The organism is Streptomyces sp. NPDC043854 (assembly GCF_056436005.1).
In genome coordinates, this window is sequence record NZ_JBWKDK010000009.1 from 1 (window position 1) to 14339 (window position 14339).

The following is a 14339-nucleotide window of genomic DNA, read 5'->3' on the forward strand; positions in this document are numbered from 1 at the left end:
GCCCGGTTACATTCCGAACCCGGAAGCTAAGCCTTTCAGCGCCGATGGTACTGCAGGGGGGACCCTGTGGGAGAGTAGGACGCCGCCGAACAATCATTGCGGGAAGCCCCGCACCAACCCCCTCGGGGGTTGGTGCGGGGCTTTTCTGCGTTCACCGGCACCCCAGCAGTCCGCTACCTTCACCGGCCGACATGCGGCCTGATATCCGGGTGCGGGGAGGGCTGGGTGCGTGGTTGGATCCGGGCCATGAATCAGCATGTGATCCGGGCCGTGCGTGCCGACGAGTGGGAGAAGGTCAAAGGGCTTCGACTGGTTGCGTTGAGCGATCCCATGGCGCCCCTGGCGTTCCTGGAGACCGCAGCCCAGGCCGCGGAGAAGCCCGACGAGTTCTGGCAGGACCGGGCTCGGGGCGCTGCCGAAGGGCGCGGCGTGCGGCAGTTCGTCGCCGAGGCCCCCGACGGGCGGTGGGACGGGTCGGTGACCGTGTTCCTCGAGGAGGTCGGGTCCACCGACTTCCTGGAGCAGGACATCGAGCGCAACCAGGGGCACGTCGTGGGTGTGTTCGTGCGGCCCGAGCAGCGCAGGACCGGAGTCATCGACGCCCTGTTCAAGGCTGCACTGGAATGGGCCTGGTCGCGGGAGGAGCCGGAGCTGGAACGCGTACGGCTCTTCGTGCACGAGGACAATGCTCGGGCCGGGGCCTTCTACCGGCGGTTCGGGTTCGAGCCGAGCGGGCTCGTCATCCCCAAGCCGGGCGATCCGACCTCCAAGGAGCTGGAGTACGTCTTCGCCCGGCCGGCGAGCCAGAAGGGCTAGAGCTCGGGCCAGCGGGCGCGGGCCTGTTCACGGCTGCGGCACAGGGCGATCAGGGGGAGCGCGTCCTGCCGGAGCAGTTCGGGCAGCTGGGGGATCGGGGCCACGGCCGCGACGTCCTCCAGGACCAGCGTCAATGGTGGGTCGAGCCGGCCGTGGGATGACCGTGCGGCCATGCGGCGGCCGTGCTCGACCACGCTCGACGCGAGTGCGGTCAGCAGGGGCATTGCACTCGGATGGGTACGGGGATCCTCCAAGGATTCACCCACCACATAAAGGGTGCCCCCCTCCTGCACGAACGATGCGAGGGCGAGCGCATCTGTTCGGTTCGGGGTGCAGGCCTCGCGGATGTGGATCGACGTCAGGCAGGACAGGGCCCGGGCCGTGAGCCGGAGGGCCTGCTCGCGGCGTTCGGGATGGGCGGTGAGCGCGGATTCGAGTTCGCCGGCAGCGCCGGGAGCCGCCTGGGGGTGGGTGCGCAGGATCCGGACCGGGTCCTGGACGGCCGTGCCGAGGACCCAGCGGTGGATTTGCTTGAACGGGCGGTCGTCCAGGGCGGCCGCCTGAAGCCAGCTCCGCAGGAGGATTTCGGCGGTGTCGGCCACGGCCGCGTCCCTGCGGGCCGGCGGGCGTACCGGGGCCAGCACCGCGGCGGCGCGGGCGGCCGCGGTGTCCCGGTCGGCGCAGGCGTCGGCCGGGTTCCAGTGCATGCGGGCCGGGGTGTCGCAGCGATGCGTGGGGTCGTAGAGGAGGACCGGGCCGAGCTTGGCACGGGCGTCCTTGGTTTCCGCCCAGAGGGCCGGGGAGGACGTGACGACGAGGGCCGCGCCCTCCGCGGTGGCCAGGCGCCCCGCGGCCAGGCGGTGGCGCTCGGCGGGGCCGGCGTGGACGAGGTCGGCGGCGGGAGGCTCGGGCGCCGGATCGGCCACCGGCGGGGTGCGGGGCGGGGCGTGGCCGAAGCCGTAGCGGTAGGCGTCGTCCACCGGGCGGTCGTCGTCCACCGGGCGGTGGGCGCCGCCCACCGCCCGGGCAGGGGCGGTCGCCTTGGCTGCGGTCACCGGCTGCCCGGGCTTCGGCTGCGGCTCGGCGGCCGGCTGGGGCACCGGCGCGGCCGCGTCCTGTGGCGGGTCCGCCGGGTGCGGGCGGTCGGCCAGGGCGCGGCGGGCCTTCGTGCGGGCGACGACGCCGATCACGAAGACGGTCAGGACGAAGAGGACGAGGAGCTGCCCGACGAACAGGCCCCAGAACAGGCCCCAGCCGGAGAGGGCCGAGGGGTCGGTGTCCGGCCAGGCGGCGGCCATGTCGTGCGGCCGCGTTATCAGGGCCCGGACGGCCCGCGGGGTGCGGGTGAACGTGACGGTGTCCGGCCAGGAACCCCGGTCGAGGAGGGCCGCCAGGCCGGTGGAGGACCACACGAGCGCGGCCAGGCCGAGGAGGAAGGCGAGGAAGCCGACCAGGACGCCGTCCGGGATCCCGCCCCGGGGGGTGTCGGGGGGCGGGATACGTCTCGTGCCGCTGTCGTGCATGGGTCATGCCACCGTTGTCGCGGATCCCGGTCCGCCGCCCTGGTGGCGTTCGGCGAGCAGGGCCCGCTGTTCCGCCTCCCATTCGGCCGCGAGCAGGTCGTCGGGGAGCGGGGGCGGGGTGGAGGACTCCGTCATGGCGCGGTCCGTGTAGACCAGGGGGCGTTCGGCTTCGGTGATGAGGTGTTTGACGACCTGGACGTTGCCGTTGACGTCCCAGACGGCGATGCCGGGGGTGAGGGTCGGGATGATCTCCACCGCCCAGCGGGGCAGGCCGAGGACGCGGCCGGTGGCGCGGGCCTCGTCGGCCTTCTGGGCGTAGATCGTGCGGGTCGAGGCCATTTTGAGGATGGCCGCGGCCTCGCGGGCGGCGGCGCCGTCGACGACGTCCGAGAGGTGGTGGACGACGGCGACGAAGGACAGGCCGAGGCGGCGGCCGAACTTCAGCAGGCGCTGGAACAGCTGGGCCACGAACGGGCTGTTGATGATGTGCCAGGCCTCTTCGACGAGGAAGATGCGCTTCTTGCGGTCGGGGCGGATCCAGGTGTGCTCCAGCCACACGCCGACGATCGCCATCAGGATCGGCATCGCGATCGAGTTGCGGTCGATGTGGGAGAGGTCGAAGACGATGAGCGGGGCGTCGAGGTCGATGCCGACGGTGGTGGGGCCGTCGAACATGCCGCGCAGGTCGCCGTCGACGAGGCGGTCGAGGACGAGTGCCACGTCGAGGCCCCAGGCCCGTACGTCGTCTATGTCGACGTTCATGGCCTCGGCGGATTCGGCCTCGGGGTGGCGCAGTTGTTCGACGATGTCGGTGAGGACGGGCTGGCGGTCGCGGATGGTGTCGACGACGTAGGCGTGGGCGACCTTGAGGGCGAAGCCGGCGCGCTCGTCGAGGCCGTGGCCCATCGCCACCTCGATGATGGTGCGCAGCAGGGCGAGCTGGCCGGTGGTGGTGATCGCCGGGTCGAGGGGGTTGAGGCGGATGCCGTCGTCGTTGGCGGCGATGGGGTCCAGGCGGATGGGGGTTATCCCCAGCGCTTCCGCGATCAGGTTCCATTCGCCGACGCCGTCCTCGCCCTGGGCGTCGAGGACGACGACCTGGCGGTCGCGGAAGCGGAGCTGACGCAGGACGTAGGTCTTCTCCAGGGCGGACTTGCCGTTGCCGGACTCGCCGAGGACCAGCCAGTGGGGGGCGGGGAGCTGCTGGCCGTAGAGCTGGAAGGGGTCGTAGATGTAGCCCTTGCCGCTGTAGACCTCGCGGCCGATGATCACACCGGAGTCGCCGAGTCCGGGGGCGGCGGTGGGCAGGTAGACGGCCTGGGCCTGCCCGGTGGAGGTGCGTACGGGCAGGCGGGTGGTCTCGACCCTGCCGAACAGGAAGCTGGTGAAGGCGTCCGTCAGAGCGGACAGCGGATCTCGCATGGGCGGCCTTTCCTTCCAGCTAGCGTCGGATGCCGGTGGCGAACGGCAGGGTGTTGACGAAGGCGCGGTGGTGCTCGCGGTCGCACCACTCCAGCTTCAGGTAGGACTTGCCGGCCGAGGCGCGGATGGTCCTCTTGTCGCGGGCGAGGGCTTCCGGTGAACGGGACGACACGGTGATGTACCCGACCAGGTTGACTCCTGCCGCACCGCTGGCGAGGTCTTCACCTCTTTGGTCGAGGCGGCCGTGGGCGGCGATGTCGCGGGGGTCGACGGTGCGGTTCATCTTGGCGGCGCGGGAGGCGTCGGCCTCGTCGTTGGTCTTCTCGGTGAGCATGCGCTCGATGGCGATCTCGGTGGGTTCCAGGTCCATGGTGACGGCGACGGTGCGGATGACGTCGGGGGTGTGGACGAGGAGGGGGGCCAGGAAGTTCACGCCGACCGGGGTCATCGGCCACTCCTTGACCCAGGCGGTGGCGTGGCACCAGGGGGCGCGGGTGGAGGACTCGCGGGTCTTGGCCTGGAGGTAGGTGGGTTCGACGGCGTCGAGTTCGGCCGGCCAGGCGTTGCGCTTGGTCATGGCCTGGATGTGGTCGATGGGGTGGTCGGGGTCGTACATGGAGTGGACGAGGGAGGCGAGGCGGCCCTGGCCCAGGGGCTGGCGTACGCGGATGTCGGCCTCGGCGAGGCGGGCGCAGATGTCGGTGAGTTCGCGGGCCATGACGATGGCGAGGCCGGTGTCGCGGTCGAGCTTGCGGCCCTTGCGGGAGCCGGCGCGGGCGATGGCGTTGGCCTCGGCGGCGAGTTCGCGCGTGTAGTACATGCAGGCGACGAGGTACGCGCGGTGCTGCTCGGAGGAGGTGGAGACCATCGACTGGAGCTGGTCGTAGGAGTCGCGCAGCCAGACGGGGGAGGTCGGGTCGCCGCGCTGGGCGACGTCCTTGGCGTGGGCGTCGGGGTCCGCCGGGAGGGTCCGGGCCAGCATCTGGAGGCGGGTGACGAACCCGTCACCGTTGGCGACGTGCTTGAGGAGGGTGCCGAAGCGGTCGACGAGGGCTTCCTGGTCCTCGCTGTCGCGCAGGCCGACGCCGGGCCCCTCGATCTCGATGGCGGCGGTGACGGTCCGGCGGTCTGCGTGGAGGAGTACGGCGATCTCGTCGGGGCCGAAGGGAGCGGAGAGCCAGCTGATGCGGCCGATGCCGGGGGGCGGGCCGATCTCGACCTCGCGGCCGTCGGCGGCGCGGGTGCCGGCCTCCATGGCGCCGGAGCGGTAGGTGGTGCCGCGGCGCAGGATCCGCTTGTAGCTGCGGTTGATCTCGAACCACCGGTAGATGGTGCGGCCGCGGTAGGGCAGGTACACGGCGGCGAGCGCGAGCAGGGGGAAACCGGCCAGGGTGACGATGCGCAGGGTGAGGCCGGGGATGAGGAGTCCGCTCATCATGCCGAGGAACGCGCCGGCGATGATCAGGGCGATCTCGCCGTTCTCGCGGTTCTTGCCGACGATCGCGTTCGGCCGGGCGCGGCCGATGAGATACGTGCGGCGGGGCGCGACCGGGTGCAGCTGGTGGGACTGGGCCGTCAACGCCCGTCACCTCCTGTGTTCCTCGTGCTGGAGCTCGTACGGGGCGAGGGTGCGGCGGGTGCGCCGCCGGAGCCGCCGCCGGTGGGGCGGCTGCTGTGGGCGGCCACGCCTCCGGAGAGGGGGTTGGCGGGGCGCGGGGCGCTGTCGCCGCCGCCGGAGCGGTGGGCGCCGCGGCTGCTGTGGGCCTTGATGCCCTGGGACACGAGGGTGGCCGGGGAACTGATGACGGCGGCTGCCTGGGCGCCGTCGGTGGCCTTGCTGCGGCCGGCGCGGGCGGCGGCGATGTCGTCGCCGAAGCCGGGGACGAAGCGGTAGATCATCGCGGAGGCGAAGATCGCCAGGAGGATGATGGCGAGGCCGGAGACGACGGCGGAGAAGGCGCCCGGGCCCTTGTCGCCGGCGAGGGCCCCGGCGAGGCCGAGGACGATGACGATGACCGGCTTGACGAGGATGACGGCGATCATGATGCCGGCCCAGCGGCGGACGTGGCCCCACAGGTTGCGGTCGACGAGGCCCGCGTAGACGACGACGCCGAGGAGGGCGCCCACGTAGAGGAGGGCGGCCCGGATGAAGAGCTCCAGGAAGAGGACTCCGGCGGCGAGGACGGTGACGAGGGAGACGACGATCAGCATGATCGGGCCGCCGCCGATGGAGTCGCCCTTCTTGAGGGCCTCGATGAACGAGCCGAAGAACACGTCGGTCTGGCCGCCGCTCGCGGAGGCGATGACCTCGGTGACGCCGTCGGTTGCGGAGACGACGGTGTAGAGGATCAGCGGCGTGAAGGCGGAGGCGAGGACGGTGAGCCAGAGGAAGCCGATGGCTTCGCTCAGGGCGGTCGCCAGGGGGACGCCGCGGATGGCGCGCTTGGCGACGGCGAGGAGCCAGAGGACGAGCGTCAGGACGGTGGACGCGGCGAAGACGACGGCGTACTGCTTGAGGAAGGCGCCGTTGGTGAAGTCGACGTTGGCGGAGCCAGTGACGGCTTTGCTGAGCTCGGTGACGATCCACGCGGCCGCGTCGGCGCAGCCCCGGGCCAGGGAGGCGAGGGGGTTGAGGGCGTCGGCGGGGTCGGTGGGGGCCAGGCCGGTGCGGGGGGCTCCGCCGGTGGCTGCGCCTTGGCCGCGCTCGCAGTACTGCTTGGCCGGGCCGATCAGCAGGTCGCACGGGTTGTTGCTCGCGCCCGGCGAGGGTGTCGGTGTCGGAGCGGGTGTCGTTGCAGGTGGCGTGGCTGGTGGGGTGGTCGCCGCGTAGGCGCGGGACGCGAGGGCCACGACGGCCATGTGGACGGTTGCCACGACACCCAGCCGGAGCCGGAGGCTAGCGGGCATAGGTGAACCCTCCGAACTCCTTGATGGCCTTGCTGATGTCGTCTGCCGTGGATGCGGCGACGTCGCCGGGGACCGGCGCCGGTCCGTCCTGCTGGGTGTCGGCATTGACCTTCCAGTCGCTGCCCGTCCAGGTCAGCTCGAAGACCCAGGTCTTCCACGTGGTCCGGACCGGATCGGTGGACTTGGTGCCCGACATGCCGATCAGGCCGGTGTACCAGACCGAGACCTTGGCGGTGTTCGGGGTATACGCGTCGATCCGGGTGCCGACGGGCACGGCGCGGGTTACGAAGGTGCTGCCCTGCGGAGGATTGCCGTTCGCGTCGAGTCCGAGTCTGGCGAGGAACTCAGCGGAGTAGGCCGCGTCCTGCGGACCCTTCAGGCGGCCTGCCGCTGCCGGTGTGTAGATGGTGTCCACGAGGGTGTGCCGGGTGTCCTTCTTGAACATTCCGTCAGAGCCGAGCGCCACCGCGTAGTTGGCGGCGGCCGATTGGGCGCCCTGTTCGGTTTGGGGAAAGCCCTTGGGGATGCCTGCCGATTTGCCGTCCACCGGGAGGGTGCCCGTGGGGGCCGTCTGGGAGGTGGCCGGGGGTTTTTCCGAGGTGGTTGTGGTGTCGTTCGACTGGTTCGCGAACGCGATGGCGGCGATCAGCAGGACCACCACACCGACCACCGTGACCAGGCTGCGCGAGGCGCGCGGGGTGCGGCGGGGGGCGCCGTACGGGTCGGCGGGGGTTTCCGGGAGGCGGGTACGGGTGTGGCCCGTGCCGCCGACGTCGCCGTAGCCGCCGCCGTACTGGTCGTCGTTGCTCATTGCCTGTCCGCCCCCTCCGCGTCGTACGACGGTAGCGCTGGTCCCGCGTGGATGCGGTGTGGTGAGTCGTCCTCGGGTATCGGGTACGGGTTCCTGCGGGCGGACCCGGTTATACGGCCATTCCGTAGACGATCGTGAACAGCGTGCCGAGGGAGCCGATGATGAAGACTCCCGTGAGTCCGGCGACGATCAGGCCCTTGCCCTGTTCGGCGCTGAACGTGTCGCGGAGGGCGGTGGCGCCGATCCGCTGCTTGGCCGCGCCCCAGATGGCGATGCCGAGGCAGAGCAGGATCGCGACGGCCATGATCACTTCGATCATGACCTTCGCTTCATTGCCGAGGCTGCCGAACGGCCCCCAGTTCGGGGCGATTCCGCCGATGATGGTGGTGATGTCGCCCTTTTCAGCTGCCAGGATCATGTAACTCACCGCCCCTATATGGGTAGTTCCGGTAGCCCGTGCCCGACGGCAGGGGTCACTCACTATCTTCGCTGATGAAACCGCCGTCGTATGTCGACTTGGCGCCTCTCTTTACCCGATGTCCCGGTCCTTGGACCGTTCGGGCGCTCTGACCTGGGCGGAGGGCGGCCGGTACGCGGAAGGGCGTGGGGTCACTCTGTGTACCACGGGGGGTGACCGCGGGCAATGAGCGCCGTCCCGGTGTGTGTGGGGGCTGTGCGGCGGTTAGCCCGAACTGCTGATGCTTGTCCGACGTTCCGTCAGTCGGTCCATCGGGTCGGTCGGGGCGGCTTCGGGGCGCCGATTGTCAGTGGCGGCAGGCAGGCTGGGGGTCGTGACGACTACTCAGAGCAGTGCCGCCGCCGTTCCGTGGACGTTGGCGGACGTCGAGGCGGCCATTCGCGCGGGTTGGTCCGCGGAGACCTGTTCCCCCGACGACGTCGAGCGGGAGCCCTGGAGCGCCGACAACCCGGCGTGGGGCCACTGCGACATCACCGCGCTGGTGGTCCAGGACCTGCTGGGCGGCGGGCTGTTGGTCGGTGAGGTCTGGCTGGACGGGGAGCAGCACGGCTTCCACATCTGGAACCTGCTGCCCGGCGGGATACCCGTCGATCTGACGAGGGAGCAGTTCCGGCGGGGGCAGGTGGTGACCGAGGGGCGGCTGATGGGGCCGCGGCCCAAGGGGCGGCTGCCGAGGCGCTGGGAGGAGTACCAGCTGCTGCGTCGGCGGGTCGAGGACAGGCTCGGGCCGCTGGGGCCGCCGGCCGCCGGGTGAGCGGGCGGCGGCCGGCCTTCCGGGGCTGCCGGGTCAGGCCCAGTGGGCGGGGCGGGTGAGGGTGGCCGGGATCTTGGTGTGGGTGTCGCCGCGGGCGGCGTTCAGCTGGGCCTGGGTGAGGAAGAGCGCGTCGCGCAGGTCGGCGCCGCGCAGGTCGGTGTCGCGGAAGTCGGCGCCGATCAGGTCGGCGAGCCGGAGGTTGGCCCGGCCGAGATCGGCGGCGATCAGGTAGGCGCCGCGCAGGTTGGCGCCGCGTAGGTCCGCGCCGGCCAGGCGGGCCCCCATGAGGTCGGCGCCGCGGTGGTTCTTCCTGCGGCCGGGGGCCTTGGCGCGGACGAGCTCGCTGGTCTTCAGCAGCAGGGTGTTGATCTGCTGCCGCAGGGCGCCGACGTCCAGCCCGGCCAGGGCCCCGGCGTCCGCCGCGGCCCACCGGGAGGTCTCCTCCAGGGCCTGGCGGAGCTCGGGGTGCACGGGGCGGGCGGCGGGGCGGGCGAGTGCCTCGGTGACGTAGAAGAGCAGCTCGTGCAGCTGCCGCAGGACGGGGAAGACCTCGAACATGCGGCCGGCGGTGCCGGGGTGCGTACGCCAGTCGCGGCCGCCGAAGGTGACCTGGGAGACCTGCTGTCCCGCGCCGAAGCAGTCGAACGTGGTGCAGCCCTGGAAGCCCTTGCTGCGCAGCTGGGTGTGGATGCCGCAGCGGAAGTCCTGCCGGAGGTTCTTGCAGGGGGTGCCGGCGGCCTTGTTCACCGCGAAGTCGTTGGACTTGGCGAAGGGCAGGGCGACACAGCACAGCGCGAAGCAGTTGGTGCAGTCGGCGTGCAGGTCGGGGATGGCGGCAGGGGCGGCGGGGGCGGCGGGGCTGTCGGACACGGTCCCATTGTCCCCTCTCCCCTGTCCCCGTTCGAGCGGGGGCGCCTGCGGTCCTGCGCCGGGCTCGGGGCCGGGCTCGGCCCGGGGCAGGTTCGCGCCCGGGGCGGCGGCCGGGTTTCGGCCGCAGAGGCCTGGCGATCCGGGTTACCCGCGGGTAGCGTCCCGGGTATGGCGTTCTACGAGCGGATCGACGGGCAGCGGTTCCTGGCCACCGAGGACACGCGCGGCCCCTGGGACCCGGGTGCGCAGCACGCCGGCCCGCCGGCCGCGCTGATGGCGCGGGCGGTCGAGGAGCGGGCCGGTGCCCGGGCGGGCATGCGGATCGCGAGGATCACGTACGAGATCCTGCGGCCGGTGCCGATCGGGGCCGTGCAGGTGGTCCTGAAGGAGCTGCGGTCCGGGCGCAGCACCGAGGTGGTCGAGGCCGCGCTGTTCCCCGCGGGATCGACGGCGCCGGTGATGCTGGCGCGGGCGCTTCGGGTGCGGGTGGCCGACGGGGTGGTGCCCGCGGTGGTGCCGGGGCCGCAGCTGCCGCCGCCCGGGGAGGTGGCGCAGACGCCGTTCTTCGCGGTGCCGTGGGAGCGGGGCTACCACACCGCGATGGAGATGCGGTTCACCGACGGCGCGTTCACCGAGCTCGGGCCGGGCACCTGCTGGATGCGGATGCGGGTGCCGCTGATCGCGGGGGAGGGGACGCGGCCGCTGGACCGGATCCTCGTCGCCGCGGACTCCGGCAACGGGATCAGCGCGGCGGTGGACTTCGGGCGGTACCTGTTCGTCAACAGCGACCTGACGGTGCACCTGCACCGCCACGCGGTCGGCGAGTGGGTCGGCGTCGAGGCCCGTACGAGCGTGGACCCGGCCGGGATCGGTCTCGCGGACGCCGTGCTGCACGACGAGAAGGGGCCGGTCGGGCGGGGCGCGCAGAGCCTCTTCGTCGCGCCGCGCCCCTAGTCAACCCCCGTGCGGGGCGCGGAAGTCGGTGTGGCAGTCTCATGCCAATGGAGCCCCTGAGAGAGGTCGACCCCGCCTGCATCGGGGCACATGCGCTGCTGGCCCGGCTCGGTGCCGGAGGTATGGGGCAGGTGTACCTGGCGCGTTCGCCGGGCGGGCGCCTGGTGGCCGTGAAGGTGATCCGGGACGAGGTCGTCGGGCATCCGGAGGCGCTGGCGCGGTTCCGGCGCGAGGCCGAGACGGTGCGCGCGGTGCGGTCGGCGTACACGGCGAACCTGATCGACGCCTCGCTGGCGGCGGCGCCGTTCTGGCTCGCGACGGAGTACGTGGCGGGCCCGACGCTGGCCCATGCGGTGGCGCAGCGGGGCGCGCTGCCCGCGGACACCTGCCGGCGGCTCTTCGCGGCGCTCGCGGAGGGGCTGGCGAGCGTCCACGCGTACGGGGTGACGCACCGGGACTTCAAGCCGCAGAACGTGATCCTGGGCGCGCAGGGGCCGCAGCTCATCGACTTCGGGATCGCGCGGGGCGTCGGGGAGACGGCGCTGACCCAGGACGGCCAGGCGCCGGGCACGCCGGGGTACACGGCGCCGGAGGTGCTGCTGGGTGCGGAGGCGGGGCCCGCGGCGGACGTGTTCGCGCTGGGGGCGTCGCTGGCGTACGCGGCGACGGGGCGGCCGCCGTTCGGTACGGGTGTGGCGGCGACCGTGAGCTACCGGGCGGTGCACGAGCCGGTGGACGTGGCCGGGGTGGAGCCGGGGCTGGCAGCCCTGATCGAGGCCTGCGTGGCGAAGGACCCGGCGGCCCGGCCGGAGCTGTCGGAGGTCGTGGCGCGGTGCGCGGTGCGGGACGCGCTGGTCGACGATCCGGTGTACGTGGGGCTGGGGGCGCTGGGCGAGGCGGTGCCGCTGCACGAGATGCGGACGCAGGGGCCCGGGGCGGTTCCGTACGGGTACACGCCGACCGCGCACGCGGGCGCCACGGTGCCCGCGCCGCCGGCGGCCCGGGGGCGGCGGCGGGCGGCCGGCTGGGTGGCGGCGGGTGCCGCGCTGGCCGTGGTGGGCGGCGTGGCGGTGTGGCAGCTGCCGCTGGGCGGCGGCGGTGGGCGGGACGGCAAGGCCGCCGGGACGGCGGCGCAGAGCCCGGCGGCGCAGGGTCCGTCCGGGGAGGCGCCCGCGGGCCAGGCGCCGGCCGGCCAGGGGTCGGCCGCCCCGTCCGCGGCGGCGCAGTCGCCGACCGGGCCGCCCGTGTTCATCAGGCAGACGGCCCCGAACCTGGACGACTACAACCCGATCCTGAAGCAGTGCCACAACCCGGTCGGGGAGGAGCCCGGCCTCGCGAACTTCCAGACCGCGGTGACGACCGCCGAGAGTGACTACCTGGAGGAGCTGAAGCCGGGCCAGGTCCGGATCGGCTACCGGCTGAAGTTCCCGCTCGCCGACGCGCCGCCGTACTACGTGGCCCTCGTGGTGAAGCCGCAGCACGAGGTCGATGCGGCCGGCCGGTCCACGGAGGTGACCGACAACCGCCAGCTCGGCTTCGTGGCGAAGGCGCGCGATCTGTACGAGGGGGACGAGACGGAGTGGAAGTACGCCCTCTATCCGGACGACTTCTCGATGGAGCGGGACGGCCAACGGGTGCCGGCGCCGCCGCTGGCGCAGGATCCGGGTGGGTGGACGGTGGTGTTCCGCCACGCGGTCTCGGATACCCAACACAAGAGCGTGGTCTGCGACGGCTTCGACTCAGGTCCACAAAAGGGATGATTCCGACACGTACTGGTGAATCCCTGTGAAAGTCTGCTCGATGGGGGAGGGTTGACGGGTGCGCAGATTCTGGGTGATCGGCGGGATCGGCTTCGGGGCCTGCCTGTGCTTCCTCGCCCTCCTCGTGGTCGGCACGTATTCGGCGGCCGCGGGCATAGCGGGCGGCGGCGGCCGTGCCCTCGGCCTGGCCAAGGGGGCGGTGCCGGCGAAGTACCAGGCGCTGGTGCAGAAGTGGGGCGTGCTGTGCCCCACCCTCTCCCCGGCCGTTCTCGCGGCGCAGCTGTACTCGGAGAGCGGCTGGAACCCCACGATCGTCAGCCCGGCCGATGCCCGCGGCATCGCCCAGTTCATCCCGGGTACGTGGGCGACGCACGGCATCGACGGGGACGGTGACGGCGACCGCGACATCTGGGACCCCAACGACGCCATCCCCTCGGCGGCTTCGTACGACTGCACGCTCGCCAAGGACGTCAAGAACGTCCCCGGGGACCCGGTCGCCAACATGCTCGCCGCCTACAACGCGGGTCCCGGCGCCGTGCTCAAGCACCAGGGCGTGCCGCCGTACCGCGAGACGCAGGGCTACGTGAAGGCCATCACGACCCTCGCCAAGAGCTTCGAGAAGCCGGTCGGGCGGGTCGCGCCCTCCCAGCAGGCCGCCGGGGCCATCTACTTCGCGCAGAAGCAGCTGGGCACGCCGTACCTGTGGGGTGGCAACGGAACGCCCGACCAGGACGGGCGGTTCGACTGTTCGGGGCTGACCAAGGCGGCGTACGAGTCGGTGGGGATAACCCTGCCGCGCGTCGCGAACGACCAGTACAACGCCGGACCGCACCCGTCGAGGAACGAACTGCTCCCCGGTGACCTGGTGTTCTTCTCCGACGATCTGACGAACTCGCGGGAGATCCGGCATGTCGGGCTGTACGTGGGCGGGGGCTACATGATCAATGCTCCGTTCACCGGCGCGGTGATCCGCTTCGACAAGATAGACACGCCCGACTACTTCGGTGCGACCAGGGTCACCCGGGACGGCGCCGAGGCCCTTCCGGACCGCACCGCCGATGCCAAGACGCCCTGATGACGTTCGGTCAGGCCGTGGCCCAGAGCTGCGGCGACGAATCACTCTTGGATAACGTTGCCGTGATCATTCGGTGAGAGTGGAACCGCGCTGACAGAACGGGCGTTCCATGAACACGGGGAAGGATCACAAGGGGGGGTTCGCGGGGCGCACACACGGGTGCGCCCGAAGGGAACCGAGCAAGGGCAAGGTGCCGCATCGCCATGGCTGCATTCGCAAGCGGTGGGACGAACGTGGATGTCAGCCTGCTGTACGACATCAACGCACTGGCCCGGCATGCCCCGGCGGGCGTCGACCGGGCGGTCGCCCTGGTCGGCGACTACGGCATCCCCCTGGCCCTGGTGCTCCTCGTGCTGTGGTGCTGGCGCGGTGCGCGCCGGCAGGACGAGACCTCGGCCGCGGAGTCGTTCGCCGCTCTGGTGTGGGCGCCCCTCGCGGCCGCTCTCGCCCTGCTCGTGAACGTCCCGGTGCGCCGGCTGGTCGCCCGCCCCCGCCCCTTCGACGAGCACAGCGGGCTCCAGGTGATCGAACCGGCGCTGGGCCTGCACGACTACTCATTCGTCAGCGACCACGCCACCCTCACCATGGCGCTGGGCATCGGCCTGTTCCTCGCCCGCCGCAAGTTCGGCCTCATCGGGATCGGCCTGGCCCTCGCCGAGGGCGTCTGCCGCGTCTACCTGGGCGTCCACTACCCGACCGACGTCATCGGCGGCTTCGCCCTCGGCACCGCCGTCGTCCTCGTCCTCGCCCCGCTCGCGATGGCACTGCTGACCCCGGTGGTGCGCGCGGTGTCCCGCTCCCCGCGGGCGGGCCGGCTGGTCCGCGCCGGGCACCGGGCCCAGCCCTGCCCGGTGGACCTCGCGGATCGGGAGGCGGCGGACGCCGGTACGCGGGACAAGGACCTCGCCGCCTGACGGCACGGGCCGCTGAGGGGCGGGCCCGCGCGGGACCGTCCCGGCTCAGGAGTGC

General features: G+C 72.2%; 13 protein-coding genes and 1 rRNA gene. 7 read left to right on the top strand and 7 right to left on the bottom strand.

Translation table 11 applies throughout. The annotated features are described in order from the left end of the window. Window positions 1-91 (top strand): 5S ribosomal RNA (gene rrf, locus AC068A_RS11005); the annotation flags it as partial. Between the two features lie 155 nt (window positions 92-246). After that, window positions 247-816 (top strand): GNAT family N-acetyltransferase, encoded by a 570-nt coding sequence (locus AC068A_RS11010; RefSeq protein ID WP_478583634.1) that lies wholly within the window; start codon window positions 247-249, stop codon window positions 814-816. Here AC068A_RS11010 and AC068A_RS11015 read toward each other — a convergent pair. The 6 genes from AC068A_RS11015 to AC068A_RS11040 form a co-directional block, all read right to left on the bottom strand. Continuing rightward, entirely contained in the window at window positions 813-2339 is a 1527-nt protein-coding gene (locus AC068A_RS11015) for a P-loop NTPase family protein (protein WP_478583636.1), read from the bottom strand. The two genes, AC068A_RS11010 and AC068A_RS11015, sit on opposite strands and share 4 nt — an antisense overlap. Window positions 2340-2342: 3 nt before the next feature. Next, window positions 2343-3761, bottom strand: coding sequence for an ATP-binding protein (locus AC068A_RS11020; protein WP_478583637.1), 1419 nt, complete (start codon window positions 3759-3761; stop codon window positions 2343-2345). A 19-nt stretch (window positions 3762-3780) separates the two neighbouring features. Then, window positions 3781-5340 carry an SCO6880 family protein gene (locus tag AC068A_RS11025; RefSeq protein ID WP_478583639.1) on the bottom strand — a complete coding sequence of 520 codons (1560 nt, stop codon included), beginning with the start codon at window positions 5338-5340 and terminating at the stop codon, window positions 3781-3783. Continuing rightward, entirely contained in the window at window positions 5337-6668 is a 1332-nt protein-coding gene (locus tag AC068A_RS11030; RefSeq protein WP_478583640.1) for a hypothetical protein, read from the bottom strand. The genes AC068A_RS11025 and AC068A_RS11030 overlap by 4 nt, the downstream gene beginning before the upstream one ends. Beyond that, on the bottom strand, window positions 6658-7479 hold the full coding sequence (locus tag AC068A_RS11035) for a DUF8175 domain-containg protein (RefSeq protein ID WP_478583642.1): 822 nt from the start codon (window positions 7477-7479) through the stop codon (window positions 6658-6660). The genes AC068A_RS11030 and AC068A_RS11035 overlap by 11 nt, the downstream gene beginning before the upstream one ends. 109 nt (window positions 7480-7588) lie before the next feature. Further along, on the bottom strand, window positions 7589-7897 hold the full coding sequence (locus AC068A_RS11040; protein ID WP_042818271.1) for a hypothetical protein: 309 nt from the start codon (window positions 7895-7897) through the stop codon (window positions 7589-7591). 373 nt (window positions 7898-8270) lie between these two features. Between AC068A_RS11040 and AC068A_RS11045 the strand changes: the two genes are divergently transcribed. Next, window positions 8271-8711, top strand: a complete 441-nt coding sequence (locus AC068A_RS11045; RefSeq protein ID WP_478583645.1) for a YunG family protein — start codon at window positions 8271-8273, stop codon at window positions 8709-8711. A 33-nt stretch (window positions 8712-8744) separates the two neighbouring features. Here AC068A_RS11045 and AC068A_RS11050 read toward each other — a convergent pair whose 3' ends face one another. Beyond that, complete coding sequence (locus tag AC068A_RS11050) at window positions 8745-9581, bottom strand: pentapeptide repeat-containing protein (RefSeq protein WP_478583646.1); 837 nt, start codon at window positions 9579-9581, stop codon at window positions 8745-8747. A 168-nt stretch (window positions 9582-9749) separates the two neighbouring features. On the opposite strand from AC068A_RS11050, the gene AC068A_RS11055 reads away from it, so the two are divergent. From AC068A_RS11055 to AC068A_RS11070, 4 genes are all read left to right on the top strand, one after another. Beyond that, window positions 9750-10535, top strand: a complete 786-nt coding sequence (locus tag AC068A_RS11055; protein WP_478583648.1) for a thioesterase family protein — start codon at window positions 9750-9752, stop codon at window positions 10533-10535. Between the two features lie 47 nt (window positions 10536-10582). Continuing rightward, complete coding sequence (locus AC068A_RS11060; protein WP_478583650.1) at window positions 10583-12295, top strand: serine/threonine-protein kinase; 1713 nt, start codon at window positions 10583-10585, stop codon at window positions 12293-12295. A 73-nt stretch (window positions 12296-12368) separates the two neighbouring features. Continuing rightward, window positions 12369-13370, top strand: coding sequence for a C40 family peptidase (locus AC068A_RS11065; protein WP_478583925.1), 1002 nt, complete (start codon window positions 12369-12371; stop codon window positions 13368-13370). A gap of 203 nt (window positions 13371-13573) precedes the next feature. Beyond that, a complete protein-coding gene (locus AC068A_RS11070) occupies window positions 13574-14284 on the top strand; it encodes a phosphatase PAP2 family protein (protein ID WP_478583651.1) in 711 nt (236 codons plus the stop codon). The last annotated feature ends 55 nt before the right edge of the window (window positions 14285-14339 follow it).